Raw genomic sequence first — 24,420 nt, 5'->3', positions numbered from 1 at the left:
CTCAGGCGCCGTGCGTCTCGAACAGGGAAGGGCCGCCGCGGTCCTCGGCGAGCAGCGCCCGGGTGGCGGCGATGTTGCGGATCCGCGCGGCCTCCAGCGACGCCGGGCTGCGCCGGACCCACCGGCGCTGCACCGCGACCACCCGCCCCAGGACGGCGACGGCCACCTCCCAGCCGGGGCTGCGCCGCAGGCCCAGCCCGGTGGTCACCGCGGCGCCGTGGAAGCGCCGGGCCAGCGCCTGCAGCAGACGGCGTCCCTGGGGCACGGGCAGACGCAGCGGCTGCACGAGCAGCGCGGCGACGGCCCCGATCAGCGCCCCGGCCAGCGCGCGTGACTCGGGGGCCGGCGGTCCGGTGACGGCGGTGACCAGCGCGTCAAGCTCCTCGGCGTCGGCGTGCGAGGCGACGTCGCGGACCAGCTCGGGATCGATGCCGAGCTGGTGGGCCAGCAGCTGCCAGCAGGCGTAGACCTCGGCGGTCTCGGCGGGGGTGAGCCCGAACCCGATCGTCGCCTCGGCCCGCATCGAGACGAGGGTGAAGTCCAGCCAGGTCCGGACCAGGTCGACCTGGTTGACCGGGGTGCCGTGCACGGCCTCGTCGAGGCCGCGGTCGCGGGCGAGCACGCGCATGTGGGCGTGCAGCATGCGGACCTGCAGGGTGCCGACGTAGCCGGGGCTGCCCGGGCGCATGCCGCCGGGCAGGGTGGCGGCGAGCAGCCAGGTGCCGGTCTCGGTGAGGCGGCGCTCGGCGGACTCCACCAGCCGTCCGGTGGTGCCGAGCAGCACCGCGATCGACGGGGAGCCGTAGGTGCGCAGCAGCGCCCCGGCCGACAGGGACAGGGTGTGCACCGCGGGCGGTGCGGTGAACATGGGCCGGATCCCGGTGTCGAGGATCGCGGGGTCGGTGCCCGCGGGCACCGATTCGGCCGAGGTGAGCAGGGCCGCGAGGGCGGGGGAGGGCCCGGTCAGCGAGGCGAGCCCGTCGCGGATGCCGCGCTGCAGCGCCGCGGTGAGCGCACGGCCGCCCTCGCGGCCCGCGGCGCGGATCTCGGCGACCACGGCGTCGGCGAGCGGGTCGCCCGCGGTCCGGGCGCGCACCGCGAGGTCGGCCCGCCGGGGCCCGAAACGGGCGGCGAGGGCGTCGCGGTCGGGCGCACCGGGGGGTCGGGTGGCGGTCACGGGAACCGGTCCTCCTGGGTCTCGTGCGGGGTCTCCTGCGGGACGGCGCGGTCGTCGTGGGTGGTGAGCCCGGCTCCGGCGAGCAGCCGGGCCATCCGGGCCCGCAGCTCGGGCTCGCCCGGTGGGACGGGGGCGAACACGGCCAGCGCGGACAGCCCGAAGACCCCGGCGAACAGCTCGCGGGCCCGTTCCCGGTTCCCGACGTGGTCCTGGATGAGGTCGACCAGCGCCGCGTCGGGTTCCGCGGCGGCCGGGCCGGTGGCGGTGCCGCCGTGGCCCCGGGCGACGCGGACGCGCAGCTCCAGCATGGTCAGGAACACCGGGCGGCGGGGGCCGAGCAGGTCGACCAGGTAGGCGGTGCAGGCGTCGAGCAGCGTCAGGTCCCCGGAGCGGGCCCGGCGGGTCAGCTCGCCCAGCCGTGCGACGGCGTCGTGCTCCAGCTCGACGGCGACCGCCTCCAGCAGCGCGTCGACGGTGCCGAAGTGGTAGGTCGCCGACGCGGCCGAGACACCGGCCCGGTCCGCGACCTGGCGCAGCGTCAGCCGGTCGAAGCCATGCGCGGTGACGACGTCGACGGCGGCCCGCACCAGCGCGCGACGGGTGTCGGCGCCGCGTCGTCGTCGCCCGTCGGGGGTGGGATCGGCCATACCCGACAAACTATCTGTACAACCAGACAGATTCCAGGTCCGGTCCGCGGAACACGGTTCCGCGACGACGCGCTGCAGTCCGGAACCGGGCGTAGCGTGGAGATCGTGCCCGTCACACCTGACCTTCCCCGTACCGTCGGTGCGCTGCGTGCGTCCGGTCATGTACAGCGCCCCGTGAAGCACGAGATCCGCGACAACCTCCTGGTGGCCCTGCGCGAGGGCCGCGACCCCTGGCCCGGCATCGTCGGCTTCGACGACACCGTCGTCCCGCAGCTCGAGCGGGCCCTCATCGCCGGTCACGACCTCGTCCTGCTCGGTGAGCGGGGCCAGGGCAAGACCCGCCTGCTGCGGTCGCTGGCCGGCCTGCTCGACGAGTGGACCCCCGTCATCGAGGGCTCCGAGATCGGCGAGCACCCCTACGAGCCGATCGTGCCCGCCTCGATCCGGCGCGCCGCCGAGCTCGGCGACGACCTGCCGGTCGCCTGGGTGCACCGCGACCACCGCTACACCGAGAAGCTCGCGACGCCCGACACCTCGGTCGCCGACCTGATCGGCGACGTCGACCCGGTCAAGGTCGCCGAGGGCCGCTCGCTGGGCGACCCCGAGACCATCCACTTCGGGCTCGTCCCGCGGTCCCACCGCGGCATCGTCGCCATCAACGAGCTGCCCGACCTGGCCGAACGCATCCAGGTCGCACTGCTCAACGTGATGGAGGAGCGCGACATCCAGGTCCGCGGCTACACGCTGCGGCTGCCACTGGACGTGCTGCTCGTGGCCAGCGCGAACCCCGAGGACTACACCAACCGCGGGCGGATCATCACCCCGCTCAAGGACCGGTTCGGCGCCGAGGTCCGCACCCACTACCCGCTGGAGCTGGCCCCCGAGGTCGAGCTCGTCGCGCAGGAGGCCGACCTCGTCGCCGAGGTGCCGCGGCACCTGCTCGAGGTCGTCGCCCGGTTCACCCGGCACCTGCGCGACTCGTCCGCGGTCGACCAGGGGTCCGGCGTCTCGGCCCGGTTCGCCGTGGCCGCGGCCGAGACCGTCGCCGCCGCGGCGTTGCGCCGTGCCGCGCTGACCGGCGAGGAGACCCCCTACGCCCGGCCCGTCGACCTCGAGTCGGTCCCCGCGGTGCTCCGCGGCAAGATCGAGTTCGCGTCGGGGGAGGAGGGTCGCGAGGACGAGGTGCTCGAGCACCTGCTGCGCCGCGCGACCGCCGACACCGCCCGGTTCGCGCTGCGCGGGGTCGACCTCGACGAGCTGGCCGTCGCGGTCTCGACCCGCCCGGTCCGGACCGGCGAGCGGATCCCGGCGAAGGACGTCGTCGCCGCGCTGCCACAGGTCGACGCCCTCACCGAGATCGCCGCGAAGCTCGGCGCCGCGGGCACCGAGGACCCGGGCCCGATGGCCTCGGCCGCGGAGCTGGCGCTGGAGTACCTGTTCCTGACCCGCAAGCTGGCCAAGGACGAGTCCGACGACGGTGACACGGTGTCGTATGGCTGATCCCAGGCGTCGTCGCCGCCGGTACGCCTACGGCCCCTACGCGGGCGGGCCCGACCCGCTGGCGCCGCCGTACGACATCCGGGCGGCGATGGACCAGATCGGCCGCGACGTCATGGAGGGCTCCTCGCCGCGCCAGGCGCTGCAGGAGCTGCTCCGTCGCGGCCTCGACGGGCGGCGCGGGCTCGACGACCTCACCCGCCGGGTGTGGGAGCGGCGCCGGGACCTGCAGCGCGACAACCGCATCGACGGGACGCTGCAGGAGGTCCGTGAGCTGCTGCAACGGGCGCTGGACGCCGAGCGCGAGGCGCTGGGCAACGAGGACTCCGACGACGCGCGGTTCCGCGAGATGCAGCTCGACGCCCTGCCGCCCGACACCGGCGGCTCGGTGCGGGAGCTGAACTCCTACGACTGGCGGTCCTCCGACGCCCGCGAGGCCTACCAGGAGATCCGCGACCTGCTCGGCCGGGAGCTGCTCGACCAGCGCTTCGAGGGCATGAAGCAGGCCATGCAGAACGCCACGCCGGAGGACGTCGAGCGGATCAACGCCATGCTCGACGACCTCAACGACCTGCTCGACCGGCACGCACGCGGCGAGGACACCACCGAGCAGTTCGCCGAGTTCATGGGCAAGCACGGCGAGCACTTCCCGGAGAACCCGCAGAACACCGAGGAGCTGGTCGACGCGCTCGCCGCCCGGTCCGCCGCGGCCCAGCGGATGATGAACTCGATGTCGGCCGAGCAGCGCGCCGAGCTGGCCGAGCTGGCCCAGCAGGCGTTCGGCGACCCGCGGCTGTCGCAGTCGCTGGCCCGGCTCGACGCCCAGCTGCAGGGCCTGCGCCCGGGCGAGGACTGGTCGGGGGAGGGCGACTTCCGCGGCGAGAACCCGATGGGCATGGGCGAGGCGACCCGCGCGATGGAGGAGCTGGGGCAGCTCGACGCCCTGGCCGAACAGCTCGCGCAGAGCTACCCCGGCGCGCGGATGGAGGACATCGACCTCGACGCGCTCACCGAGATGCTCGGCCCGGAGGCCGCCGCCGACGCCCGCACCCTCGCCGAGCTGGAACGCGAGCTGCAGCGTCAGGACCTGTTCCGCCGCGCCCCCGACGGCTCGCTGATGCTCTCGCCCAAGGCGCTGCGCACGCTCGGGCAGTCGGTGCTGCGCGATGTCGCCGACCGGATCTCCGGGCGCCAGGGGCAGCGCGACACCCGGCGCTCCGGTGCCGCCGGCGACGCGACCGGGGCGACCCGGCCGTGGGCCTTCGGTGACACCCAGGCCTGGTCGGTGCCGCGGACCCTGCTCAACGCCCAGCTGCGCCGCGCCGGCGGCGACGACCGGGCACTCGACGTGTCCGACGTCGAGATCGTCGAGACAGAGCAGCGCACCCGGGCCGCGGTGACGCTGCTGGTCGACACGTCGTGGTCGATGGTGGCGGAGGGCAGGTGGGTGCCGATGAAGCGCACCGCGCTGGCGCTGCACCAGCTCATCTCCACGCGGTTCCGCGGCGACGACCTGTCGCTGATCACCTTCGGGCGGCACGCCCAGACCGTGGACCTGGCCGAGCTGATCGGGCTGGAGGGCGTGTACATGCAGGGCACCAACCTGCACCACGCGCTGCTCCTGGCCCGGGAGCGGCTGGCCCGCCAGCCCGACGCGACACCGGTCGTCCTGGTGGTGACCGACGGCGAGCCGACCGCGCACCTGGAACCCGACGGCGAGGCGTTCTTCGACTACCCGCCCAGCCCGCACACGCTGCGGGCGACGGTGGACGGCCTGGACCGGCTGATCGGGATGGACGCGGCGTTCACGTTCTTCGTGCTCGGCGACGACCCGGGGCTGCTGTCGTTCGTGAACCGGCTCGCGCGCCGCGCCGGGGGACGGGTGGTGCAGCCCGACCTCGACGGCCTCGGCGCGGAGGTGGTCTCGGACTACCTGCGCCGCCGCACCGGCTGACCGCGTGGCGACCCGTCGCGTGCCGTGGCACCCCACCCGTGGGTCGCCGCGGTACGCGACAGGGCGCCACGGCACGTGACAGGTCGCCACGGCACGTGACAGGTCGCCGCGGGACACGACGGGACGCTGCGGGCACCGGGGGATCCGTGGGATCAGGCGGGACCGGGGGTCAGGTGTTCCGCGGCCCAGGCGCGCAGCGTCGTCGGGGTCGTCGACACCGCGTCGCGGCGCTGCTCGGGGAGGTACCCGGGGGCCGAGAGCCCTTCGGCCATCCCGGCGACCGCGTCGATCTCCGGTGCCGTCATGCCGAGGCCGGCCAGCATCGACCGGAACCCGGCGCGGGGCAGGTGCACCGCGCGGACCGGGTGGCCGAGTACCCCGGTGAGCACTGCCGCGGCGTCGTCGAACGTCAGGTTCGCCGGCCCGTGCACGGCCTGCACCAACCGCCCCGACCACACCGGCCCGAGCAGCCGCACCGCGGCGACGGCGGCGACGTCACCGGGTGCGACCCAGGGCAGCGGGTGGTCGAGCGGCCACGGCGTCGACAGCGTCCCGCCGGCGATCTCGTCGGCCGACATCAGCAGGTTCGACATGAAGTAGCCGCACCGCAGGTGCAGCACCGGGGCGCCGGTCGCGTCGAGCGCCTGCTCGGTCGCGGCCAGGCCGTCGATGTCCCCGGCGCCGCGGCGCAGCTCCGCGCCACCGCTGCTCTGCAGCACCGTCGCGCCGATCCCGTTGCGGCGCACGGCCTCCGCGACGACTGCGGCGCAGGCTCCCTGGTGGGCGAGCGGGTCGGTGCCGGGCGGTGCGGGCGGGTTCACCCAGTACAGCCGGTCCGCGCCGAGCGTGGCGCCGACGACGGCGTCGGCGTCGGTCTGGTCCGCGACCACCGGCTCGACCAGCCCGGCGAGGTCCGGGGGCAGCCGGGCCGGGTCGCGGAGCAGGGCCACCGGGTGCAGCCCGGCCTGTACGAGCAGGCGCAGCAACCGGGAGCCGACGGTGCCGGTCGGTGTCGTCACCACGATGCGCATGCCCGCACCGTCGCACAGGGGGTCCGACAGCCACACCCGTTCACCGGCGACCACACCTGGCGTGACGGGTGTGGCCGCCCGGCAGGGGGTGTGGACTCAGCCGAGCCAGGGACGGGCGAGGCGGTCCCAGGTGCCGTCGGTGCGCGCCCCGCGCAGCCAGGTGTTCACCCGCTCGGTGAAGGACGGGTCGCCGGCCGGGGTCAGGTAGGCCTTCTCCGACGCGGTGAACGGGGCGTCGGGGTGCACCGCGCACAGCACCCCGGGGTTCTGTGCGGCCTGCCAGCGGGTCTCGATCGCGTCGGTGACCATCAGGTCCGCGCGGCCGGCCACGATCTCGTCGAAGATCGTGGAGTTGTCCGGGTGGTCCACGATCGTCGCGCGGGTGAAGGTCTCCCGGGCGAAGCGCTCGTTGGTCCCGCCCGGGTTCACCACGACCCGGACGTCGGGCCGGTCGATGTCGGCGACCGTGCCGTAGCGGGCGACGTCGGGGCAGCGCGCGATCGGCGTCTTGCCGTCGCGCAGGTAGGGCTCGGTGAACACGGCCCGCTCCGCGCGGTCCGGAGTGACCGAGACGCCGCCGACGGCGATGTCGCAGCGCCCGGCGACGACGTCGTCGAGCAGGGTCGCCCAGGTCGTGCGGACCAGCTCCGCGCGAGCACCGAGCTCGGCGGCGAGGTCGCGGGCCATGTCGACGTCGATCCCGGACCAGGTGCCGTCCGCGGCCAGTGCGGTCAGCGGCCGGTAGTCCCCGGTGGAGCAGACCCGCAGCACGTGCGACGACGCGACCCGGTCCAGCGTCGGGGACCCCGGTGCGGCGGGCGAACCGCACCCGGCGACCAGCATCGCGAGCAGCAGGACGATCGGCAGGCGGCGCACGGCCCGGGACCCTAGCCGCCGTTCGGGGGTGTCCACGACTCCGGACGGAGGTCTGCGGTGCGGATGCTGCGGACCAGTGCCTCGGCCGGGTCGCTGTGCCGCCGCCCGTGCGCGAGCACCAGCTCGACCGGGCCCAGCTCGGGCAGCCCGGCACGGTCCCCGACGACCTCCAGCCCGTCGGGGACCAGCGTCGCGGCGTGCGCGAGCACACCCAGCCCGGCGAGGGCGGCGGCCCGCAGGCCGGACAGGCTGCCGCTGGTGCAGGCCATCCGCCACGGCCGCCCGACCGCCTCCAGGGCCCCGACGGCGGCGGTGCGCGACAGGCTCGGCGGGGGATAGGCGACGACCGGTACCGGGTCGCCGGGGCCGAGCGGAAGTCCGGGCGCCCCGACCCAGACGAAGCGGTCGCGGCGGACGACCAGCCGGCCGTCGTCGGGGCCGGGGAGACGCTTGGCGAACATCAGGTCCAGTTCCCCGGCGTCGAGGCGGTGTTCGAGCCCGCCGGCCAGACCGACGGTCAGCTCCAGGTCGACCTCGGGGTGGCGGCGGCGGAAGTCCGCGAGCACCGCGGGCAGCCGGGTCAGGACCAGGTCCTCCGACACCCCGAACCGCACCCGGCCGTGCACCCGCGACGCCCGGAAGTGCGCCATCGCCCGGTCACCCGCGTCGAGGATGGTGGCGGCGAACTCCAGCATCGCCTCGCCGTCGACGGTGAGCGACACCGAGTGGGTGTCGCGGTCGAGCAGCGGGCGGCCGACCGTCGCCTCCAGGCGCCGCACGTGCTGGCTCACGGTGGACTGGCCGACGCCGAGCGTGGCGGCGGCCCGGGTGAAGCTGCGGGCACGCGCGACGGCGGCGAACGACCGCAGCCGGACGGGGTCGAGCACCCGGTCATCATAGATCGCGGACACAGTCATGGTGATCAGTCGGTTTCCCGATGGGCGGACGGCTTGCAGGATGTAACCCATGCGAGTCCGTCCCGATCCGTTCCTGGCCTTGCTCCTCGTGACCGTCGGCGTCGCGTCGCTCTTCCCCGCGCGCGGCGCGGCGGTCGGGGTCGTCGACGTCGCCGTCACCGCCGCGATCGCCCTGCTGTTCTTCCTCTACGGCGCCCGCCTCTCCGCCGCCGAGGCGCTGGGCGGGCTGCGGAACTGGCGGCTGCACGGCACCGTCCTGGCGGCGACGTTCGTGCTGTTCCCACTGCTCGGCCTGTCGGTGCTGCTGCTGCCGGAGTGGCTGCTGCCCGCGCCGCTCGCCGCCGGCGTCGTGTTCCTGTGCTGTCTGCCGTCGACCGTGCAGTCCTCGATCGCCTTCACCGGCATCGCCCGCGGCAACGTGCCCGCCGCGATCGTCGCGGCGTCGGTGTCGAACGTGCTCGGGGTGGTCCTCACCCCTGTGCTGGCCGCGCTGCTGCTGGCCACCAGCGGCGGGTTCGACGCATCGAGCTTCGGTGACATCGCGCTCCGCCTGCTGGTGCCCTTCCTCGCCGGGCAGGCCGCACGGCCGCTCATCGGCCGGTTCGTGGCCCGGCACAAGAAGCGTCTGTCGCTGGTGGACCGCGGGTCGATCCTGCTCGTCGTCTACGCCGCGTTCAGCGAGGGCGTCGTCGCCGGGATCTGGGGACGGCTCACCCCGGTCTCGCTGCTCGTGCTGCTCGGGATCTGCCTGCTGCTGCTCGCGCTGGCGCTCGTGGTGACCTCGCTCGGGGCCCGCGCGCTCGGTTTCGACGACGCCGACCGCATCGCGATCGTGTTCTGCGGGTCGAAGAAGTCCCTGGCCAGCGGGCTGCCGATCGCCGGTGTGCTGTTCGGCGGCCCCGCCGGGGCGCTGGTGGTGCTGCCGCTGATGCTGTTCCACCAGATCCAGCTGATGGCGTGCGCGATGATCGCCGACCGGGTCGGCCGGCGCCGCGCGGCGCTCGACACCGACCGGGCCGCCGGAGCACCATCGCGGGCGCTACGCCGTCCGCCTGCCGTCTCTGCGGCGCCCCCGGTCCCGACGACGCCGGGGTCGCCGCCGTCGCGGGCTGGGTGACCGACCGCGACGAGCGCGGCCGCGACGGCCGGCTGTGCCCGGCCTGCGCACGCCGGCACGTCCGCGACATCGAGGCCAAGCTCGACGTCGAGTGGTGGTGACCGGCACCCCGTCCCGCACCGGAATCTGCGACGGACGCCGCGCGTTCGCATGCGTGACCGCTTCCGAGAGCTAGGTAGGTTTGACCGCATGGAGACCTGGGCCCCGACCGACGTCCCGGCACTGGAGGGCAGCGGCCCGCCGCTGCGCCTGCACGACACCGCCACCGGCCGGGTCCGGCCCACGGCGCCGGGCCCGGTCGCGACGATGTACGTCTGCGGGATCACCCCCTACGACGCGACCCACCTCGGCCACGCCGCCACCTACCTGACGTTCGACCTGGTCAACCGCTACTGGCGCGACCTCGGCCACGACGTGCACTACGTCCAGAACGTCACCGACATCGACGAGCCGCTGCTGGAGCGCGCCGAGCGCGACCAGGACGACTGGGTCGTGCTGGGCCTGCGCGAGACCGCCCTGTTCCGCGAGGACATGGAGGCGCTGCGCGTTCTGCCGCCCCGCCAGTTCGTCGGTGCCGTCGAGGCGATCCCCGAGATCGCCGAGCTGGTCGAGAAGCTCGTCGCCGCCGGCGCGGCCTACCGGATCGACGACCCGGAGTACCCCGACGTCTACCACGACGTCACCGCCACCGGGCACTTCGGCTACGAGTCGAACTACGACCTCGACACCATGCTGAGGTTCTCCGCCGAGCGCGGCGGCGACCCGGACCGGCCGGGCAAGCGCAACCGGCTCGACCCGCTGCTGTGGCGCACCGCGCGCCCCGGCGAGCCCGCCTGGGACTCCGGCCTCGGCCGCGGCCGCCCCGGCTGGCACGTGGAGTGCGCCGCGATCGGCCTGAACCGGCTCGGCCCGCAGATCGACCTCAACGGCGGCGGCTCGGACCTGATCTTCCCGCACCACGAGTGCGGCGCCCTGCACACCGAGTCCCTCACCGGTGAGCACCCGTTCGCCCGGCACTACGTGCACACCGGCATGATCGGCCTCGACGGCGAGAAGATGTCGAAGTCCAAGGGCAACCTGGTCTTCGTCTCCAAGCTGCGCAACGCCCGCGTCGACCCGAACGTCATCCGGGTCGCCCTGCTCGACGGGCACTACCGCACCGACCGGTCCTGGACCGACGAGGTGCACGCGAAGGGCGACCGGCGGGTGACCCGCTGGCGCGAGGCCGTCGGCCTCGACGCCGGGCCGGACGCGGCCGAGCTGGTCGCGAAGCTGCGGACCCACCTCGCCGACGACCTCGACACCCCCGGTGCGCTCGCCGCCGTCGACGCCTGGGCCGAGGAGGCGCTCACCCGCCGCGGTACCGACACCGCGGCCCCGCAGCAGGTGCGCACCGCGCTGGACGCGCTGCTCGGGGTGACCCTGTAGCCGGTCCGGTACCCGTCCCGACCGGCAGGGCGGGCGCCCGGCCGGGACACTCCGGGGATGGCCCTCAACGTGCTGGGCGGTGAGCTGGAGACCTGCGGGACCGATCCGCTCACCGGCTTCTACCGCAACGGATGCTGCGACACCGGGGGCGAGGACGCGGGCGTGCACACCGTCTGCGCCCGCGTCACCGCGGAGTTCCTCGACTTCTCCCGCGAGCAGGGCAACGACCTGACGACCCCGAACCCGCGCTTCGGGTTCCCCGGCCTGGTGCCGGGGGACCGGTGGTGCCTGTGCGCGAGCCGCTGGGCCGAGGCGCTGCGCGAGGGCGTCGCACCGCCGGTGGTGCTCGAGGCGACGCACGCCCGCACCCTCGAGTGGGTCGACCTCGACGACCTGCGGGCGCACGCCGACGGGTGAGACTCAGGCGCGGCGCGTCCGGTCGACCGCGAGGACGGCCGGCACGCCCGCCGCGAGCAGCGCCGCGGGCGCGAAGAACGCCACCAGCGGGTCCGTGTGGTAGACCGGCGTCAGCGCCACCGGCGATGCGGCCGTCCCGGCGAAGCGCACCGCCTGCACCACCGACACCGCCCCGCCCCCGCCCCCTCCGGCCGGGCCGAGGACCAGTGCGTTCACCCCGACCAGGATCAGCTGGCTGCACACACCGCCCAGCGCCCACAGTGCGACGACCACGCCCAGCACCGGCACCAGTCCGATCAGGGCGACGAGTACGCCGCCCCCGACGGCCCCGGTCAGCACGCAGCGGCGCGGGCCGAGCCGGTCCACCGCGCCGCCGATCAGGCGCGCGGTGAGGATCCCGGCCACCCCCAGCGCGGTCAGCACCAGCCCGCGCGGCCCAGCACCCAGCCCGAACTGCTCCTCCAGGCGCAGGGCGAGCAGGAAGTTCAGCCCGGCCAGACAGCCCCAGCCGATCGCCGCGACCAGCCCGAGCCGCAGCACCGGACCGGTCCACGCCGAGCGCAGCCGGGGGCGGGCGTCGCCGGTGGCGCGGGCCGAGCCGCCGGGGATCCCGACCACGCCGAGCAGCAGCGCGACGCCGGCCGCACCCCAGAAGGCCCACCGCCAGTCGACCTCGGCGGCCAGCCCGCCGAACAGCGGCGCCGAGGTCTGCCCGGCCGCCTGCAGCGACCCGAACCAGCCCAGCGCCCGGCCCAGCCGGTCCGGCTCCACCGCGGCGGCCAGCGCCGCCAGCAGAACCGGGGTGGTGAACGCGTTCGCGACACCCTGCAGCGCCCGCCCGGCCAGGAAGACCGGCCAGGACACCGCAAGCACGCAGGCCAGCGAGGCGACGACGTAGAGCGCGTACCCGGCGACGACGGTGCGCCCCCGTCCCCACCGGTCGCCGAGGGTGCCCGAGACGAGCATGACCCCGGCGAACGGCAGAAGGTACGTGGTGATCGACACCGACGCCGTCGCCGTCGGGACGCCGAAGTCGGCGCCCAGCTCCGGCAGCATCGCCGCGGTCAGGCCACCGCCGAAGGGCCCGAGGAAGGCACCCAGGAACAGCGCCGCCCGGCGCAGCGCCACCACGAGCCGCGGCCCGTCAGGAGTTGGGGCCGCGGCGGCGCAGGTAGCGCTCGAAGTCCGCCGCGATGGAGTCGCCGGAGGTCTCGCGCAGCTCGGTGCGGGCCTCCTCGTCGTCGGACTCCGAGGCCTGCTCCTCCAGCTGGCGCACGTACTCGCGGACCTCGTCGTCGGCGTCGGCCATCTCCGACACGGTCCGCTCCCACTCCTCGGCCTTCTCCGGCAGGACGCCGAGCGGCACCTCGACGTCGAGGGACTCCTCGATCCGGTGCAGCAGCGCGACCGCGGCCTTCGGGACCTGGGCCTGCGAGACGTAGTGCGGCACCTCGGCCCAGTAGGAGACGGCCGGGATGCCGGCCTGCACGCAGGCCTGCTGGAAGACCGCGACGATCCCGGTCGGGCCCTCGTAGTTCGACGGCTCGGTGCCCATCGCCTTCTGCGACTCCGCGTCCCAGGAGGTGCCGTTCACCGGCGTCGGTCGGGTGTGCGGGACCTCGGTGAGCAGGGCTCCCAATGTGATGACCTTCGTCACGCCGAGACGCTCCGCGTGGCCCACCAGTTCCGCGCAGAACGTCTTCCAGCGCAGGTTCGGCTCGATCCCGTTCACCAGGACGACGTGCCGGTCGGTGCCCGGCAGCGTCGCCCACGACAGCCGCGTGGTCTGCCACTCGATCCGCCGGGTGACGCCGTCGGAGAGCTTGACGTGCGGGCGCGTGACCTGGAAGTCGTAGTATTCCTCGGGATCGATCGAGGTCAGAGGCTTCGCGTCCCAGCTGAGCTCGAGGTGCTCCAGCGCGGTGCTCGCGGCCTCACCGGCGTCGTTCCAGCCCTCGAACGCCGCGATGAGGACCGGGTCGACCAGGTGCGGAGTGCTGTCGCCGCCCGTGGTGCTCGGCTCTCGGTCGGTCATCGCCCCAGCCTACGACCCCGCGGGCGCACGGCCGGGTTCCCTCCCCGTCACCAGGTACCGTGGTTGATCGTGTCAGCTACGACGGGAGCGGATCACTCGGTGGGCATCTCTTCGGACGACCACAGCACGACCCGCCCGATCGACCCCGAACGGGTCGATCGAGCGGCCCGGCGGACCGAGCAGCTGACGGAGCTGCTGGGTCGGCGCATCGGCGTCATCGACGGGGCGTGGGGCACCGTCATCCAGGGCCTCGGCCTGACCCCGGAGGACTACTCCGCGGACTGGCTGCACGGCCACCGCAAGGACACCAACGGCGACCCGGACCTGCTCAACCTCACCCGTCCGGACCTGATCCTGCAGGCGCACCGCAACTACTTCGACGCGGGCGCCGACCTGACGACGACCAACACCTTCACCGCGACCACGATCGGCCAGGCGGACTACGGCCTGGAGTCGAAGGTCGACGAGATGAACGTGGCCGCGGCGCGGCTGGCCCGCGAGGCCGCCGACGAGGCCGAGAAGGCCACCGGCGAGCCCAAGTGGGTGGCCGGCTCCATCGGTCCGCTGAACGTCACGCTGTCGCTGTCGCCGAAGGTCGACGACCCCGCCTACCGTGCGGTGTCCTACGAGCAGGTCTACGACTCCTACGCCCAGCAGATCGCCGCGCTGGACTCCGGCGGCGTCGACGTCCTGCTGATCGAGACCATCTTCGACACGTTGAACTCGAAGGCCGCGTTGCAGGCCGCGCACGACGTCGCCCCGCACCTTCCGGTGTGGATCTCGGTGACCATCGTCGACCGCTCCGGGCGCACCCTGTCCGGGCAGACCGTCGACGCGTTCTGGACCTCCGTGCGCCACGCCGCGCCGCTCGTCGTCGGGCTGAACTGCGCGCTGGGCGCCGACGAGATGCGCCCGCACGCCGTCGCGCTCGCCGAGATCAGCGACGCGTTCGTCGCGACCTACCCCAACGCGGGCCTGCCGAACGCCTTCGGCGGCTACGACGAGACCCCCGAGCAGACCGCGGACTTCCTCAAGGAGTTCGCCGAGTCCGGGCTGGTGAACATCGTCGGCGGCTGCTGCGGCACCGGGCCGGAGCACATCCGCCACATCGCCGACCGGGTCAAGGGGCTGCCGCCGCGGGTGCCGACCGAGGCCCCGCAGCGCACCCGCTTCTCCGGCCTGGAGCGCTTCGAGATCGGCCCCGACACCGGTTTCGTGATGATCGGCGAGCGGACCAACGTCACCGGCTCCAAGCGGTTCCGCAGGCTCATCGAGTCGAAGGACTACAACGGCGCGCTCGACGTCGCGCTGGACATGGTCCGCGGCGGCGCGAACATGCTCGACGTCAACATGGACGCCGACCTGCTCGAGTCCGCCGACGAGATGCGCACCTTCCTCAACCTGCTGGCCACCGAGCCCGAGGTCGCCCGACTGCCGATCATGATCGACAGCTCGCGGTGGTCGGTGATCGAGGCGGGCCTGCAGTGCGTGCAGGGCAAGGGCGTCGTCAACTCGATCAGCCTCAAGGAGGGCGAGGAGCCCTTCCTGGAGCAGGCCCGCAAGGTCAAGGCCTACGGCGCGGGCGTGGTGGTCATGGCCTTCGACGAGACCGGCCAGGCCGACACCGCCGACCGCAAGGTCGAGATCTGCGGCCGCGCCTACGACCTGCTCGTCGAGAAGGCCGGGCTCGACCCGCACGACATCATCTTCGACCCGAACATCCTCGCCATCGCCACCGGCATGGAGGAGCACAACGACTACGCGAAGGACTTCATCGAGGCCTGCCCGCGGATCAAGGAGCGCTGCCCCGGCGCCCACATCTCCGGTGGTGTCTCGAACCTGTCCTTCGCCTTCCGCGGCAACAACGTCGTCCGCGAGGCCATGGACTCGGCCTTCCTGTTCCACGCCATCAAGGCCGGCCTGGACATGGGGATCGTCAACGCCGGCCAGCTCGCGGTCTACCAGGACATCCCGGCCGACCTGCTCGAGATGGTCGAGGACGTCCTGTTCAACCGCCGCCCCGACGCCACCGACCGGCTCGTGGAGAACGCCGACCGGTTCAAGGGCGAGGGCACCCAGCGCAAGGTCGACCTGTCCTGGCGGGAGGCCGACGTCCGCGCCCGCCTGTCGCACGCGCTCGTGCACGGCATCGTCGACTTCGTCGAGGCCGACACCGAGGAGGCCCGCGCGCAGGCCACGCGGCCGCTCGACGTCATCGAGGGCCCGCTGATGGACGGCATGAAGGTCGTCGGCGACCTGTTCGGCGACGGCAAGATGTTCCTGCCCCAGGTCGTGAAGTCCGCCCGCGTGATGAAGCGCGCCGTCGCCTACCTCGAGCCCTTCATGGAGAAGGAGAAGGAGGAGGCCAAGGCCCGCGGCGAGATCGACGCCCGCGGGCACGGCAAGGTCGTCATGGCCACGGTCAAGGGCGACGTGCACGACATCGGCAAGAACATCGTCGGGGTCGTGCTGGGCTGCAACAGCTACGAGGTCATCGACCTCGGCGTGATGGTGCCCGCGCAGACCATCCTCGACACCGCCGTCGCCGAGGGCGCCGACGTCGTCGGGCTGTCCGGCCTGATCACCCCCTCGCTCGACGAGATGGTGAGCGTGGCCACCGAGATGGAGCGGCGCGGCCTGAAGCTGCCGCTGCTCATCGGCGGGGCCACGACCTCCCGCCAGCACACCGCGGTGAAGATCGCCCAGCAGTACCAGGGCGACGTCCTGCACGTCCTGGACGCCTCCCGGGTCGTCGGGGTCGTGTCGGACCTGCTCGACGACGACCGCGCCGAGGTCCTGTCCCGGCGCAACGACGCCGACCAGCAGCGGCTGCGCGAGCAGCACGAGGGCCGGCAGGCCACGCCGCTGCTGCCCTTCGCCGACGCCGTCGCCAACCGCGAGAGCATCGACTTCGGTGAGCTGCCCGTCCCCGAGTTCACCGGGGCCCGCCCGTGCGAGCCCACGATCGCCGAACTCCGCGAGCTGATCGACTGGCAGTTCCTGTTCCTGGCCTGGGAGCTGAAGGGCAAGTTCCCGCAGATCCTGAACTCGCCGGTCGCCAAGGAGCTCTACGACGACGCCAACGCGATGCTCGACCAGATCATCGCCGAGGACCGGTTCACCGCCCGCGGCGTCTACGGCTTCTGGCCGGCCCGCGCCGAGGGCGAGGACATCGTGATCTCACCCGACGGCGGTGACGTGCGGCTGCCGATGCTGCGCCAGCAGACCGTCAAGCCGAAGGGGCGGGCCAACCGCAGCCTCGCCGACTACGTGGCGCCCGACGGGGACCACCTCGGCGCGTTCGCGGTGTCCATCCACGGCGCCGAGGACATGGCCGCCGAGTTCGAGACCGCGCTCGACGACTACAAGGCGATCATGGTGAAGGCGCTGGCCGACCGGCTCGCCGAGGCCTTCGCCGAGTACGCCCACCGGCAGGCCCGCCGCGAGTGGTTCGAGCCCGACGCGAACCAGGCCGTCGAGGACCTGCACGCCGAGCGGTTCCGGGGCATCCGTCCCGCGTTCGGCTACCCGGCCTGCCCGGACCACACGCTCAAGCGGCCGCTGTTCGACCTGCTGGGCGCCGAGGAGACCGGCGTGGGGCTCACCGAGTCCTTCGCCATGACCCCGGCGGCCGCGGTCAGCGGCATGATGTTCGCCCACCCGGAGTCGCGGTACTTCACCGTCGGCCGGATCGGGTCCGACCAGGTCGCCGACTACGCCGACCGGCTCGGCGTGGACGTCGCCGTCGTCGAGAAGTGGCTGCGCCCGAACCTGGGGTACACCCCCGATGCCTGAGCCGACGACGACCCGGCCCGCGGGCGTGCTGCTGGACATGGACGGCACCCTGATCGACTCGGAGAAGGTGTGGGAGGTCGCCCTCAACGACCTCATGAAGCACCTCGGCGCCCCGGAGCTGAGCCTCGAGGCCCGGCTGGAGTCCGTCGGCGGCTCGCTCGACTCGTCGCTGCGGATCTGCTTCCGGGAGGCCGGGCGCGACCCCGACACGATCCCCGCCGACGAGTACCGCGAGACCGGCGAGTGGCTCTACGACCGCGCCGGGGAGCTGTTCTCCCACGGCGTGCCGTGGCGGCCCGGTGCCCGGGAGCTGCTCGGCGCCCTGCGCGAGGCGGGCATCCCGACCGTGCTCGTCACCAACACCATCCGGGTGCTGGTGGAGCGGGCGCTGGAGACCCTGGGCCGGGAGCACTTCGCCGCCGTCGTGCCCGGCGACGAGGTGCGCGAGCCCAAGCCGCAGCCCGAGCCCTACCGGCGCGGCGCCGAGCTGCTCGGGGTCGAACCGGGCGACTGCGTCGCGGTGGAGGACTCGCCGACGGGTGCGCTGTCGGCCGAGCGGGCCGGCTGCGCGGTCCTGGTGGTGCCCTGCGAGCTCGAGGTGCCGGCCGGTCCGCGCCGGGTGCTGCGCGAGACCCTCGCCGGGATCGGGCCGGCCGAGCTCGGGGCGGTCCTCGCGGAGGTCCGGGCCCGCTGAACGGCGCAGGCACCGGTGTGAGCGGGCCGTTCGCGGCGACGAGCGGCACCCCGACCTGGTCTTGCTCACTCCGGGTGAACCATCCGGCGCGGTCCGTTGCCCACACGGCTTACCGCCCCGGATGCGCCCGGCGTGCGGCGTGGGTCACCGTTCACACTGGTACCCGTGAAGACATTCGACGACTTGTTCGCCGAGCTGCAGGCCAAGGCCCAGGAGCGGCCGGCCGGTTCGGGGACCGTCGCCGCGCTGGACGCCGGGGTGCACGCCCAGGGCAAGAAGGTGCTCGAGGAGGCCGGTGAGGTCTGGATCGCCGCCGAGTACCAGGGCGACGACGAGCTGGCGGAGGAGATCTCGCAGCTGCTGTACCGGCTGCAGGTGATCATGCTCCAGCGGGGGCTCACCCTCGAGGACGTGTACAAGCATCTGTAGGTCGACCCGACCCACCGACACCACCACCGACGACGACCGTCAGGAGAGCGGAAATGCTCCGCGTGGCACTGCCGAACAAGGGCACCCTGGCCGAGCCCGCCGCGACGATGATGCGCGAGGCGGGGTACCGCCAGCGGACCGACTCGCGCGACCTCAGCGTGGTCGACGACGAGAACGAGATCGAGTTCTTCTACCTGCGGCCCAAGGACATCGCGACCTACGTCGGCAAGGGTGACCTGCATCTGGGCGTCACCGGCTTCGACCTCATGGAGGAGTCGGGCAGCCAGACCCAGGAGATCATCCCGCTCGGCTTCGGCAAGTCGCGGTTCCACTTCGCGGCCCCGGCCGACGCCGACTGGAAGATCGAGGACCTCGACGGCCGCAAGATCGCGACGTCCTACCCCTGTCTGGTCCGCTCGTACCTCTCCGGCAAGCGGATCGGCGCGGAGATCGTGAAGCTCGACGGCGCGGTGGAGATCTCCATCCAGCTGGGTCTGGCCGACGCGATCGCCGACGTCGTGTCCTCCGGGCGCACGTTGCGCCAGCACGGTCTGCAGATCATCGGCGAGGCCATCGCCACCTCGCAGGCCACGCTCATCGAGCGGGAGAAGCGGCACGACCGCGCCGAGGACGCCGAGACCACCCGCCTGAAGAAGGTCTTCGCCGACCGGCTGCAGGGCGTCGTCGTGGCCCGCGAGTACCTGATGATGGACTTCGACTGCCCGGAGGGGCTGCTGGAGGCCGTGGAGAAGGTCGCACCGGGCCTGCAGGCGCCGACGGTCTCGCCGCTGTCGAAGAAGGGCTGGGTCGCGGTCCGCACGATGGTGCGCACCAAGGACACGAACCGCGTGATGGACAAGCTCGCCGACATCGGCGCCACCGCGATCCTCACCTCGGAGATCCGGTCCTGCCGCGCGATGACGGTCAACGGCCACGGCCACTGAGCCCACCCCGTCCGACGTCCGTTCCCCCCACGGCGGCCCGCCCCGGTGACTCCGGTGGCGGGCCGCCGTCGTGCGGCCGGGGCGGTGCCGGCGGCCGTACGGCTAGCGGGCCCGGACGGTCAGGGCCTGGGCGATCCGGCCGGTGTGCCCGTCGTCGTCGAACAGGGTGGCCGAGCAGGTGCCCAGCCCGTCCGGCCCGACGACGGTCGCGGCGTCGACGCCGATCCACTCGCCGGCCGGGGCCCGGTGCAGGTGCACCGTCAGCTCGGTGTTGACGAACAACCAGCGCGTCACGTCCAGCGGTGCGGCGAGCCCGTTCGCACAGTCCGCGGCGACCATCAGTCGCTGCGCCGGGCTCGGATCCTCACCCTCGACGAGCGGGACCCGCATCCGGATCCAGCCGCGCCCCGGGCCCTCGTCGCCGAGGCTGCCCCCGTCGAGCCAGGCCCACTCGATCGCGTCGAGGAACCCGGGCAGCCAGCCGTCCGGCCGCTCGGTGCGCACGACGGCGGCGTCCCGCCCGGGCAGCGCGGCTGCCTGCCCCTGCGCGACGACGGCGGTGTCGGACGCGGCGAGCCGCCAGGCCCGGGCCCGCAGCACGTCCCGGTCACCGGCGCGCATCGTCGCCGACAGCAGCTCGATCGTCCGCCCGGGCCGCTCGACGCCCGCGGTGACCGTGACCGGCCCGGCGGGCACCGCCCCGAGCACCTCGACGGTGACGCGGGCGATCCGCCACCCCGCCTCGGCGCCGCCGGGGCGGGACTCGGGCAGCCGTTCGAGGGCGCGGACCAGCAGCGCCGAGGGCGGGCCCATGTGCTGGGCGTCGGCGAACCAGGGGCCGGTCGTCGACGGCGTCGCCTCGAAGGCGGCGTGGGTGACGCCGTCGGCGGTCTGCTCGCCGCGGGGCAGGTAGAACGGGCCGGGCGGGATAGGGGGCGGTGCGCTCACCCGTCGATCATGCCGCGCCGCCCGGCCAGCCGGGATACGGCGGGGGAGTACCGCCCCACGCGGGGCAGTGGGCCTTGTGGTCGCAGGTGCGGCAGGCCGGGCCGGTGCGGGGCCGGAAGTCCCCGGTGGGGGCGGCGAGCCGGATGGCGGTCCACACCGCCTCGAGCAGGCGCCCGAAGCGGGTGAGCTCCTCGGCGTCGGGCCGGTAGGTCAGGGCGGTGCCGTCGGCCAGGTAGAGCAGGCGCAGCTCGTCGGGGACGCGGCCGTGGGCCAGCAGGACGGCCAGTGCGTAGAACTTGAGCTGGAACAGCACGCCGGACTCGTAGCCCTCGCCGGGCGTCGCGCCGGTCTTGTAGTCGACCACCCGCAGCCCGTCGGGACCGTCGTCGAGCCGGTCCAGGATGCCGCGCAGCGGCACCGGCGCCGCGTCGCCGGCGCCGGGCAGGGCCGCCTCGATGCGGGTCTCCACCGCCGTCGCGGTGACGCCGGCCGGGTCCTCCAGCGCGAAGTAGCGGTCGAGGAGCGCCGACGCCGAGTCCAGCCAGAGCGCCAGCTGCGGGTCATCCGGGCCGCTGAACAGCGCCGCCGCGGCGGGCTCCGCGGCCGCGAGGTCGTCCCAGCAGGGGCCGAGCAGCTCCCGCGCGGCCTGCGGGGTCCGGTCGGCCGGGTCCCGGGCGAACAGCCGCTCCAGCACCGCGTGCACCAGTGTCCCGCGGACCTGCGCCTGCGACGGCGGCTCCGGGAGCCGGTCGACGGCACGGAACCGGTAGAGCAGTGGGCAGCGGCGGAAGTCCGCCGCACGCGACGGGGACAGGGCGGGGGGACGCGGTGCGGTGGCGGCCGGGGACGCACCGGGTCCGGCCGCGCGGGCGGACGGGGGCTCCTGGACGGTCACGCGGGCAGGCTAGCCGTGCCCCCCGACGATTCCGGGATCCGATCAGCCGGGCGGGGCGGTCGTCGCCGGGTCGGGCTCGCCCTCGGGCACGGCCGGCGCGGGCGGGGCCGGCTCCGGGGGTGTGGAGGCGGGGTCCCCGGGCGCGGCCGGGTCGGCCGAGCCCTCCGGCACCGGAGTCGCGCCGGGTGCCGGTGACGGTGCGGTCGCCGGTGGCGTCGCGGCGGGGGCCGGTGCCGTGCACGCGGTCAGGAGGTCCTCCGGGCCGGCGTCCGGACAGGTCGCGCCGTCGGCGAGCCCGCCGTGCAGCACGTCCGGCACGCGCGGGTTCTCCGGTCCGCCGAGCAGGGTGTCGGCTCCGGCGCCGCCGTACAGCCGGTCGGCGCCGTCCCCGCCGGAGAGACGGTCGTCGCCGTCGCCGCCGAGCAGCACGTCGTCCCCGGCCCCGCCGTCGAGCACGTCGTCCCCGCCCGCCCCGACCACGCAGTCCCGCCCCGCGGACCCGGTGATCCGGTCGGGCCCGGGGGTGCCCACGACGAGCAGCGGCCCGGTGGCCCCCGGCCGGTCGGTGCGGGCGTCGAAGACGGCGCCGTCCCCGCTCAGGACGACGGTCTCGGTGACCGAGGTGATACCGGCGTCCACGCACTCGGCGGGCGGGGCGGCGACGGCCGGGACGACGCTCGGCGCGGCGACCCGCAGCGAGCGGGCCCCGAGCACGGTCGTGCCGATCCGCAGGGTCCCGTCCACCCGGTCGGTGAACCCGCCCGAGACCCCCAGCCGCAGCGTCGCGCTCTCGGTGCGGGGCAGGAGCACGACCGGGCCCACCGCGACGGTCAGCGGGACCGTCACCACGGTGCCGGGGGCGAGTGTGGTGACGATGCGGTCCTTCCCGTCGAGCAGCGCGCAGTACGACTCGGCGGCCCGCGACCCGATGCGGACCGTGAGCGAGCCGACGTTCAGGCCGTCGAGCAGCCCGCCGACCCCGCTGGTGCAGGCGGTCGAGGAGTACGCCGGCAGCGACATCGACAGCGTCGCCGGCACCGAACCGCGGTAGTCCACGGTCACCGAGGTGGTCGTCGTCGAGTTCGCCCGCAGGCCGGTCAGTGCGACCGCGGGCGGGGTCGCCCGCCCGCCCAGCACCACCGTGCCCGCCGAGGTCGAACCCGCGGCACCCGGGTCGCTGTCGGTGAACACGGCCCAGGTGCCCCAGGCCGCGGCCGACACCGCGACGAGCACGGCCGCGGCCCCCAGCGCGAGCGCTGCCCGCCGCCGGGGGACCGCCGGGCTCACGACTGGTTCAGGGTGAACGTCGACCCCACGGTGATCCGGTCGCCCTGCACCTTGTTGTCCGCCGACGACGGCAGCGCGAAGGTCAGCGTGTAGGTACCGGTGGCCCCGGCGCCCAGCGGCCCGGACGGCAGCGGGCTCTGGACGAAGGTGCGCAGCGGAACCGCCGCCCCCGCGGTGCCCACCCCCGGCCCGGAGACGACCTGGACGGTCATCTCCTCCTGCAGGTTGCCGCCGGCGGCGCAGGCGTTCGCGGCCACCTTCTCCGCCTCCGCCTCGGGCTCGGTGCAGGTGACGTCGGACCCGGTCGCGGTCAGCGATCCGGTGACGGTGCCGGGGACAGAACCGGCGTTGCGGACGTCGACGGTGACGGTGGTGGAGAAGCCGGGGGCGATGGTGGCCTGGTTGAAGAGGACCTTGTCGGCGTTGGAGCCGACGGTGAGGTCGAGGGTGCCGGAGGAGACCTGCCCACCCGGCCCGTCCTCGGTGTCGGTGAAGGCGGCGTAGGTGCCGAGGCCGATCGCGAGTACCGCGACCGCGACCGCGACGACACCGATCCCGACGCGTGTGCGTGTGTCCATGCGCGTGGAGGTTCCCATTGCATCGTCGCAGCTCACCGCCCGATCGTGTACGTCGGGTGTCCGGGAGCGGACCTAGGGTGAGCGGATGGGCCGAGATTCCGTCGCTCCCTCGCATACGTCATGGCCGGTGCCGGCCGTATCCCGCCCGTCCGCGTGGCGCCGGATCGGTGGGGCGCTCGTCACCGTCGTCGTGCTCGGGCTGGTCGGGATGGCCGCGGCGGTCGCGGTCGTCCCAGCGCTGACCGGGTCCCGCGCGTACACGGTGCTGTCCGGGAGCATGGTCCCGACCCTTCCCGTGGGCTCGCTGGTCGTGTCCCGCCCGGTGGACGCGGCCGACGTCGTGATCGGTGACGTGATCTCGTTCGTCGACCGCGACCGGACCAGCGGCGAGACCCGGACCGTCACCCACCGTGTGGTCGCGGTCGATCCCGGCCCCGCGTTCACCACCCGCGGCGACGCGAACCCGGCGCCGGATCCGCATCCGGTGACGGCGCGGGACCTGCTGGGCCGGGTCTGGTACCACCTGCCCTGGGTCGGTGGCGCAGCCGGGTTCCTGCGCACCGGCCCGGGCCTGGTGGTCGGTGGGGGAGCGGTGCTCCTGCTGCTGGGGCTCGGCCTGCTCGTGCCGCGCCGCCGACGCCCCGGCGACCGGGCCGTGCGGGAGCGCGGATAGCGTCGTCGCCCGTGCACGACGCCCTCCCGACCTCCGACGGTGCCACCGGTCCCGTCGACGCCGACCCCACCGACGCCGACCTCACCGGCGCCGACCCGGCCGACGCCGACCCGGCCGACGCCGACCCGGCCGACGCCGACCCCGCCGACGACGACCACGTCGCCGGGAGCGCCGACGTCGTCTGGGAGCCCCCGCGCCGCGGCGGGCCGTTCCGCGAGGGCGACCGGGTCCAGCTCACCGACCCCAAGGGGCGCCGCTACACCGTCGTCCTCCAGGCCGGCGGGGCGTACCACACCCACCGCGGCCAGATCGACCACGACGACATCATCGGCTCGCCCGAGGGCGGGCTCGTGCACTCCGCGGCGAACACGCCGTACCTGACCATGCGCCCCCGCCTGGCCGACTACGTGCTGTCGATGCCCCGCGGCGCCCAGGTGATCTACCCCAAGGACTCCGCGCAGATCCTCATGTGGGGCGACGTGTTCCCCGGCGCGCGGGTGCTGGAGGCCGGCGCCGGGTCCGGCGCGCTGACCTGCTCGCTGCTGCAGGCCGTCGGGCCGACCGGCAAGGTGATCTCCTACGAGGTCCGCGACGACCACGCCCCGCACGCGGTCACCAACGTCGAGACCTTCTTCGGCCACCGGCCCCCGCACTGGGAGCTGACCGTCGGTGACGTCCGGCAGCACCGCGGCGAGGTCGACCGGGTCGTGCTGGACATGCTCTCGCCGTGGGACGTGCTCGACACCGTGCGCGACTGCCTGGTGCCGGGCGGGATCCTCGTCGGCTACGTCGCGACCACCACCCAGCTGTCGGTGCTCACCGAGGCGCTGCGGGAGATGCAGTGCTGGACCGAGCCCGAGTCCTGGGAGGCGATGGTCCGCCCCTGGCACGTGGTGGGTCTGGCTGTCCGTCCGGAGCATCGGATGATCGCCCATACGGCCTTCCTGCTGACCACCCGGCGGCTCGCCGACGGCGTCACGCCGCCCCGGCAGCAGCGACGGCCGACCGGCCGCTGACCTGTGCGTTCTGTCCGGTTTCGACCGGATCGCGGCCGCGACGCGCCGGAGCGCGGAACGAGAAC

At 74.2% G+C, this 24,420-nt stretch carries 22 protein-coding genes; 11 read left to right on the top strand and 11 right to left on the bottom strand.

The window, feature by feature from the left end; all coding sequences use genetic code 11:
- Position 1: 1 nt before the first annotated feature.
- Positions 2-1,177 (bottom strand): oxygenase MpaB family protein, encoded by a 1,176-nt coding sequence (locus MTO91_RS14440; protein WP_405416982.1) that lies wholly within the window; start codon positions 1,175-1,177, stop codon positions 2-4.
- Complete coding sequence (locus tag MTO91_RS14435) at positions 1,174-1,824, bottom strand: TetR/AcrR family transcriptional regulator (protein ID WP_405416983.1); 651 nt, start codon at positions 1,822-1,824, stop codon at positions 1,174-1,176. The genes MTO91_RS14440 and MTO91_RS14435 overlap by 4 nt, the downstream gene beginning before the upstream one ends.
- Before the next feature lie 105 nt (positions 1,825-1,929).
- Between MTO91_RS14435 and MTO91_RS14430 the strand changes: the two genes are divergently transcribed.
- Both MTO91_RS14430 and MTO91_RS14425 read left to right on the top strand, forming a co-directional pair.
- On the top strand, positions 1,930-3,324 hold the full coding sequence (locus tag MTO91_RS14430) for a sigma 54-interacting transcriptional regulator (protein WP_178373746.1): 1,395 nt from the start codon (positions 1,930-1,932) through the stop codon (positions 3,322-3,324).
- The gene (locus MTO91_RS14425) at positions 3,317-5,275 is read left to right on the top strand and encodes a vWA domain-containing protein (RefSeq protein ID WP_476651497.1); all 1,959 of its coding nucleotides are present in this window, start codon (positions 3,317-3,319) and stop codon (positions 5,273-5,275) included. The genes MTO91_RS14430 and MTO91_RS14425 overlap by 8 nt, the downstream gene beginning before the upstream one ends.
- A gap of 152 nt (positions 5,276-5,427) precedes the next feature.
- Here the strand turns inward: MTO91_RS14425 and MTO91_RS14420 are convergent, their stop codons facing one another.
- From MTO91_RS14420 to MTO91_RS14410, 3 genes are all read right to left on the bottom strand, one after another.
- Positions 5,428-6,306 (bottom strand): NAD(P)H-binding protein, encoded by an 879-nt coding sequence (locus tag MTO91_RS14420; RefSeq protein WP_476651496.1) that lies wholly within the window; start codon positions 6,304-6,306, stop codon positions 5,428-5,430.
- A gap of 96 nt (positions 6,307-6,402) precedes the next feature.
- On the bottom strand, positions 6,403-7,182 hold the full coding sequence (locus MTO91_RS14415) for a transporter substrate-binding domain-containing protein (protein ID WP_476651494.1): 780 nt from the start codon (positions 7,180-7,182) through the stop codon (positions 6,403-6,405).
- Between the two features lie 11 nt (positions 7,183-7,193).
- On the bottom strand, positions 7,194-8,069 hold the full coding sequence (locus MTO91_RS14410; protein WP_253067524.1) for a LysR family transcriptional regulator: 876 nt from the start codon (positions 8,067-8,069) through the stop codon (positions 7,194-7,196).
- Between the two features lie 79 nt (positions 8,070-8,148).
- On the opposite strand from MTO91_RS14410, the gene MTO91_RS14405 reads away from it, so the two are divergent.
- The 3 genes from MTO91_RS14405 to MTO91_RS14395 all read left to right on the top strand — a co-directional run bounded on the left by MTO91_RS14405 (position 8,149) and on the right by MTO91_RS14395 (position 11,061).
- Positions 8,149-9,216: a bile acid:sodium symporter family protein gene (locus tag MTO91_RS14405; RefSeq protein ID WP_476651492.1), complete on the top strand. Its 1,068-nt coding sequence runs from the start codon at positions 8,149-8,151 to the stop codon at positions 9,214-9,216.
- Positions 9,217-9,405: 189 nt separating this feature from the next.
- Positions 9,406-10,644 (top strand): cysteine--1-D-myo-inosityl 2-amino-2-deoxy-alpha-D-glucopyranoside ligase, encoded by a 1,239-nt coding sequence (mshC, locus tag MTO91_RS14400; protein ID WP_073574816.1) that lies wholly within the window; start codon positions 9,406-9,408, stop codon positions 10,642-10,644.
- Positions 10,645-10,701: 57 nt separating this feature from the next.
- Complete coding sequence (locus MTO91_RS14395) at positions 10,702-11,061, top strand: DUF2237 family protein (RefSeq protein WP_208820900.1); 360 nt, start codon at positions 10,702-10,704, stop codon at positions 11,059-11,061.
- 3 nt (positions 11,062-11,064) lie between these two features.
- Here the strand turns inward: MTO91_RS14395 and MTO91_RS14390 are convergent, their stop codons facing one another.
- Together MTO91_RS14390 and MTO91_RS14385 are read right to left on the bottom strand one after the other, a co-directional pair.
- Positions 11,065-12,192, bottom strand: coding sequence for an MFS transporter (locus tag MTO91_RS14390; RefSeq protein ID WP_476651490.1), 1,128 nt, complete (start codon positions 12,190-12,192; stop codon positions 11,065-11,067).
- Between the two features lie 13 nt (positions 12,193-12,205).
- Positions 12,206-13,096: a PAC2 family protein gene (locus tag MTO91_RS14385; RefSeq protein ID WP_062395159.1), complete on the bottom strand. Its 891-nt coding sequence runs from the start codon at positions 13,094-13,096 to the stop codon at positions 12,206-12,208.
- 138 nt (positions 13,097-13,234) lie between these two features.
- Here MTO91_RS14385 and metH point away from each other — a divergent pair, with 138 nt between their 5' ends.
- From metH to hisG, 4 genes are all read left to right on the top strand, one after another.
- The gene (metH, locus tag MTO91_RS14380; RefSeq protein WP_476654881.1) at positions 13,235-16,891 is read left to right on the top strand and encodes a methionine synthase; all 3,657 of its coding nucleotides are present in this window, start codon (positions 13,235-13,237) and stop codon (positions 16,889-16,891) included.
- On the top strand, positions 16,884-17,585 hold the full coding sequence (locus tag MTO91_RS14375) for an HAD family hydrolase (RefSeq protein WP_476651488.1): 702 nt from the start codon (positions 16,884-16,886) through the stop codon (positions 17,583-17,585). The genes metH and MTO91_RS14375 overlap by 8 nt, the downstream gene beginning before the upstream one ends.
- Before the next feature lie 165 nt (positions 17,586-17,750).
- A complete protein-coding gene (locus MTO91_RS14370; RefSeq protein WP_062395155.1) occupies positions 17,751-18,014 on the top strand; it encodes a phosphoribosyl-ATP diphosphatase in 264 nt (87 codons plus the stop codon).
- Positions 18,015-18,067: 53 nt separating this feature from the next.
- On the top strand, positions 18,068-18,958 hold the full coding sequence (gene hisG / locus MTO91_RS14365; protein ID WP_476651486.1) for an ATP phosphoribosyltransferase: 891 nt from the start codon (positions 18,068-18,070) through the stop codon (positions 18,956-18,958).
- 102 nt (positions 18,959-19,060) lie between these two features.
- On the opposite strand, the gene MTO91_RS14360 is transcribed toward hisG, so the two are convergent.
- The 4 genes from MTO91_RS14360 to MTO91_RS14345 are packed head-to-tail and all read right to left on the bottom strand — an operon-like array spanning position 19,061 to position 22,666.
- The gene (locus tag MTO91_RS14360) at positions 19,061-19,906 is read right to left on the bottom strand and encodes a thioesterase family protein (protein ID WP_379672762.1); all 846 of its coding nucleotides are present in this window, start codon (positions 19,904-19,906) and stop codon (positions 19,061-19,063) included.
- A gap of 7 nt (positions 19,907-19,913) precedes the next feature.
- Positions 19,914-20,801 carry a RecB family exonuclease gene (locus MTO91_RS14355; protein WP_476651485.1) on the bottom strand — a complete coding sequence of 296 codons (888 nt, stop codon included), beginning with the start codon at positions 20,799-20,801 and terminating at the stop codon, positions 19,914-19,916.
- A gap of 42 nt (positions 20,802-20,843) precedes the next feature.
- Positions 20,844-22,088 (bottom strand): calcium-binding protein, encoded by a 1,245-nt coding sequence (locus MTO91_RS14350; RefSeq protein ID WP_476651484.1) that lies wholly within the window; start codon positions 22,086-22,088, stop codon positions 20,844-20,846.
- Positions 22,085-22,666: a TasA family protein gene (locus MTO91_RS14345; protein WP_476651483.1), complete on the bottom strand. Its 582-nt coding sequence runs from the start codon at positions 22,664-22,666 to the stop codon at positions 22,085-22,087. Before MTO91_RS14345 ends, MTO91_RS14350 begins: the two co-directional genes overlap by 4 nt.
- 127 nt (positions 22,667-22,793) lie before the next feature.
- Here MTO91_RS14345 and MTO91_RS14340 point away from each other — a divergent pair, with 127 nt between their 5' ends.
- Positions 22,794-23,339 (top strand): signal peptidase I, encoded by a 546-nt coding sequence (locus MTO91_RS14340; protein WP_476651481.1) that lies wholly within the window; start codon positions 22,794-22,796, stop codon positions 23,337-23,339.
- Between the two features lie 11 nt (positions 23,340-23,350).
- Complete coding sequence (locus MTO91_RS14335) at positions 23,351-24,355, top strand: tRNA (adenine-N1)-methyltransferase (protein ID WP_476651479.1); 1,005 nt, start codon at positions 23,351-23,353, stop codon at positions 24,353-24,355.
- Positions 24,356-24,420 lie beyond the last annotated feature (65 nt).

Source organism: Pseudonocardia sp. 2-7 (assembly GCF_056341085.1).
The sequence above is the reverse complement of the archived record's forward strand: the minus strand, read 5'-3'. Positions and strand labels throughout refer to the sequence as shown.

Bases quoted from the DNA above. Each gene is read 5' to 3' on its own strand.
- MTO91_RS14420 (WP_476651496.1), bottom strand. From the start codon at position 6,306: ATGCGCATCGTGGTGACGACACCGACCGGCACCGTCGGCTCCCGGTTG.
- hisG (WP_476651486.1), top strand. From the start codon at position 18,068: ATGCTCCGCGTGGCACTGCCGAACAAGGGCACCCTGGCCGAGCCCGCC.
- MTO91_RS14395 (WP_208820900.1), top strand. From the start codon at position 10,702: ATGGCCCTCAACGTGCTGGGCGGTGAGCTGGAGACCTGCGGGACCGAT.
- MTO91_RS14425 (WP_476651497.1), top strand. From the start codon at position 3,317: ATGGCTGATCCCAGGCGTCGTCGCCGCCGGTACGCCTACGGCCCCTAC.
- MTO91_RS14435 (WP_405416983.1), bottom strand. From the start codon at position 1,824: ATGGCCGATCCCACCCCCGACGGGCGACGACGACGCGGCGCCGACACC.
- MTO91_RS14385 (WP_062395159.1), bottom strand. From the start codon at position 13,096: ATGACCGACCGAGAGCCGAGCACCACGGGCGGCGACAGCACTCCGCAC.
- MTO91_RS14405 (WP_476651492.1), top strand. From the start codon at position 8,149: ATGCGAGTCCGTCCCGATCCGTTCCTGGCCTTGCTCCTCGTGACCGTC.
- MTO91_RS14345 (WP_476651483.1), bottom strand. From the start codon at position 22,666: ATGGACACACGCACACGCGTCGGGATCGGTGTCGTCGCGGTCGCGGTC.
- mshC (WP_073574816.1), top strand. From the start codon at position 9,406: ATGGAGACCTGGGCCCCGACCGACGTCCCGGCACTGGAGGGCAGCGGC.
- MTO91_RS14375 (WP_476651488.1), top strand. From the start codon at position 16,884: ATGCCTGAGCCGACGACGACCCGGCCCGCGGGCGTGCTGCTGGACATG.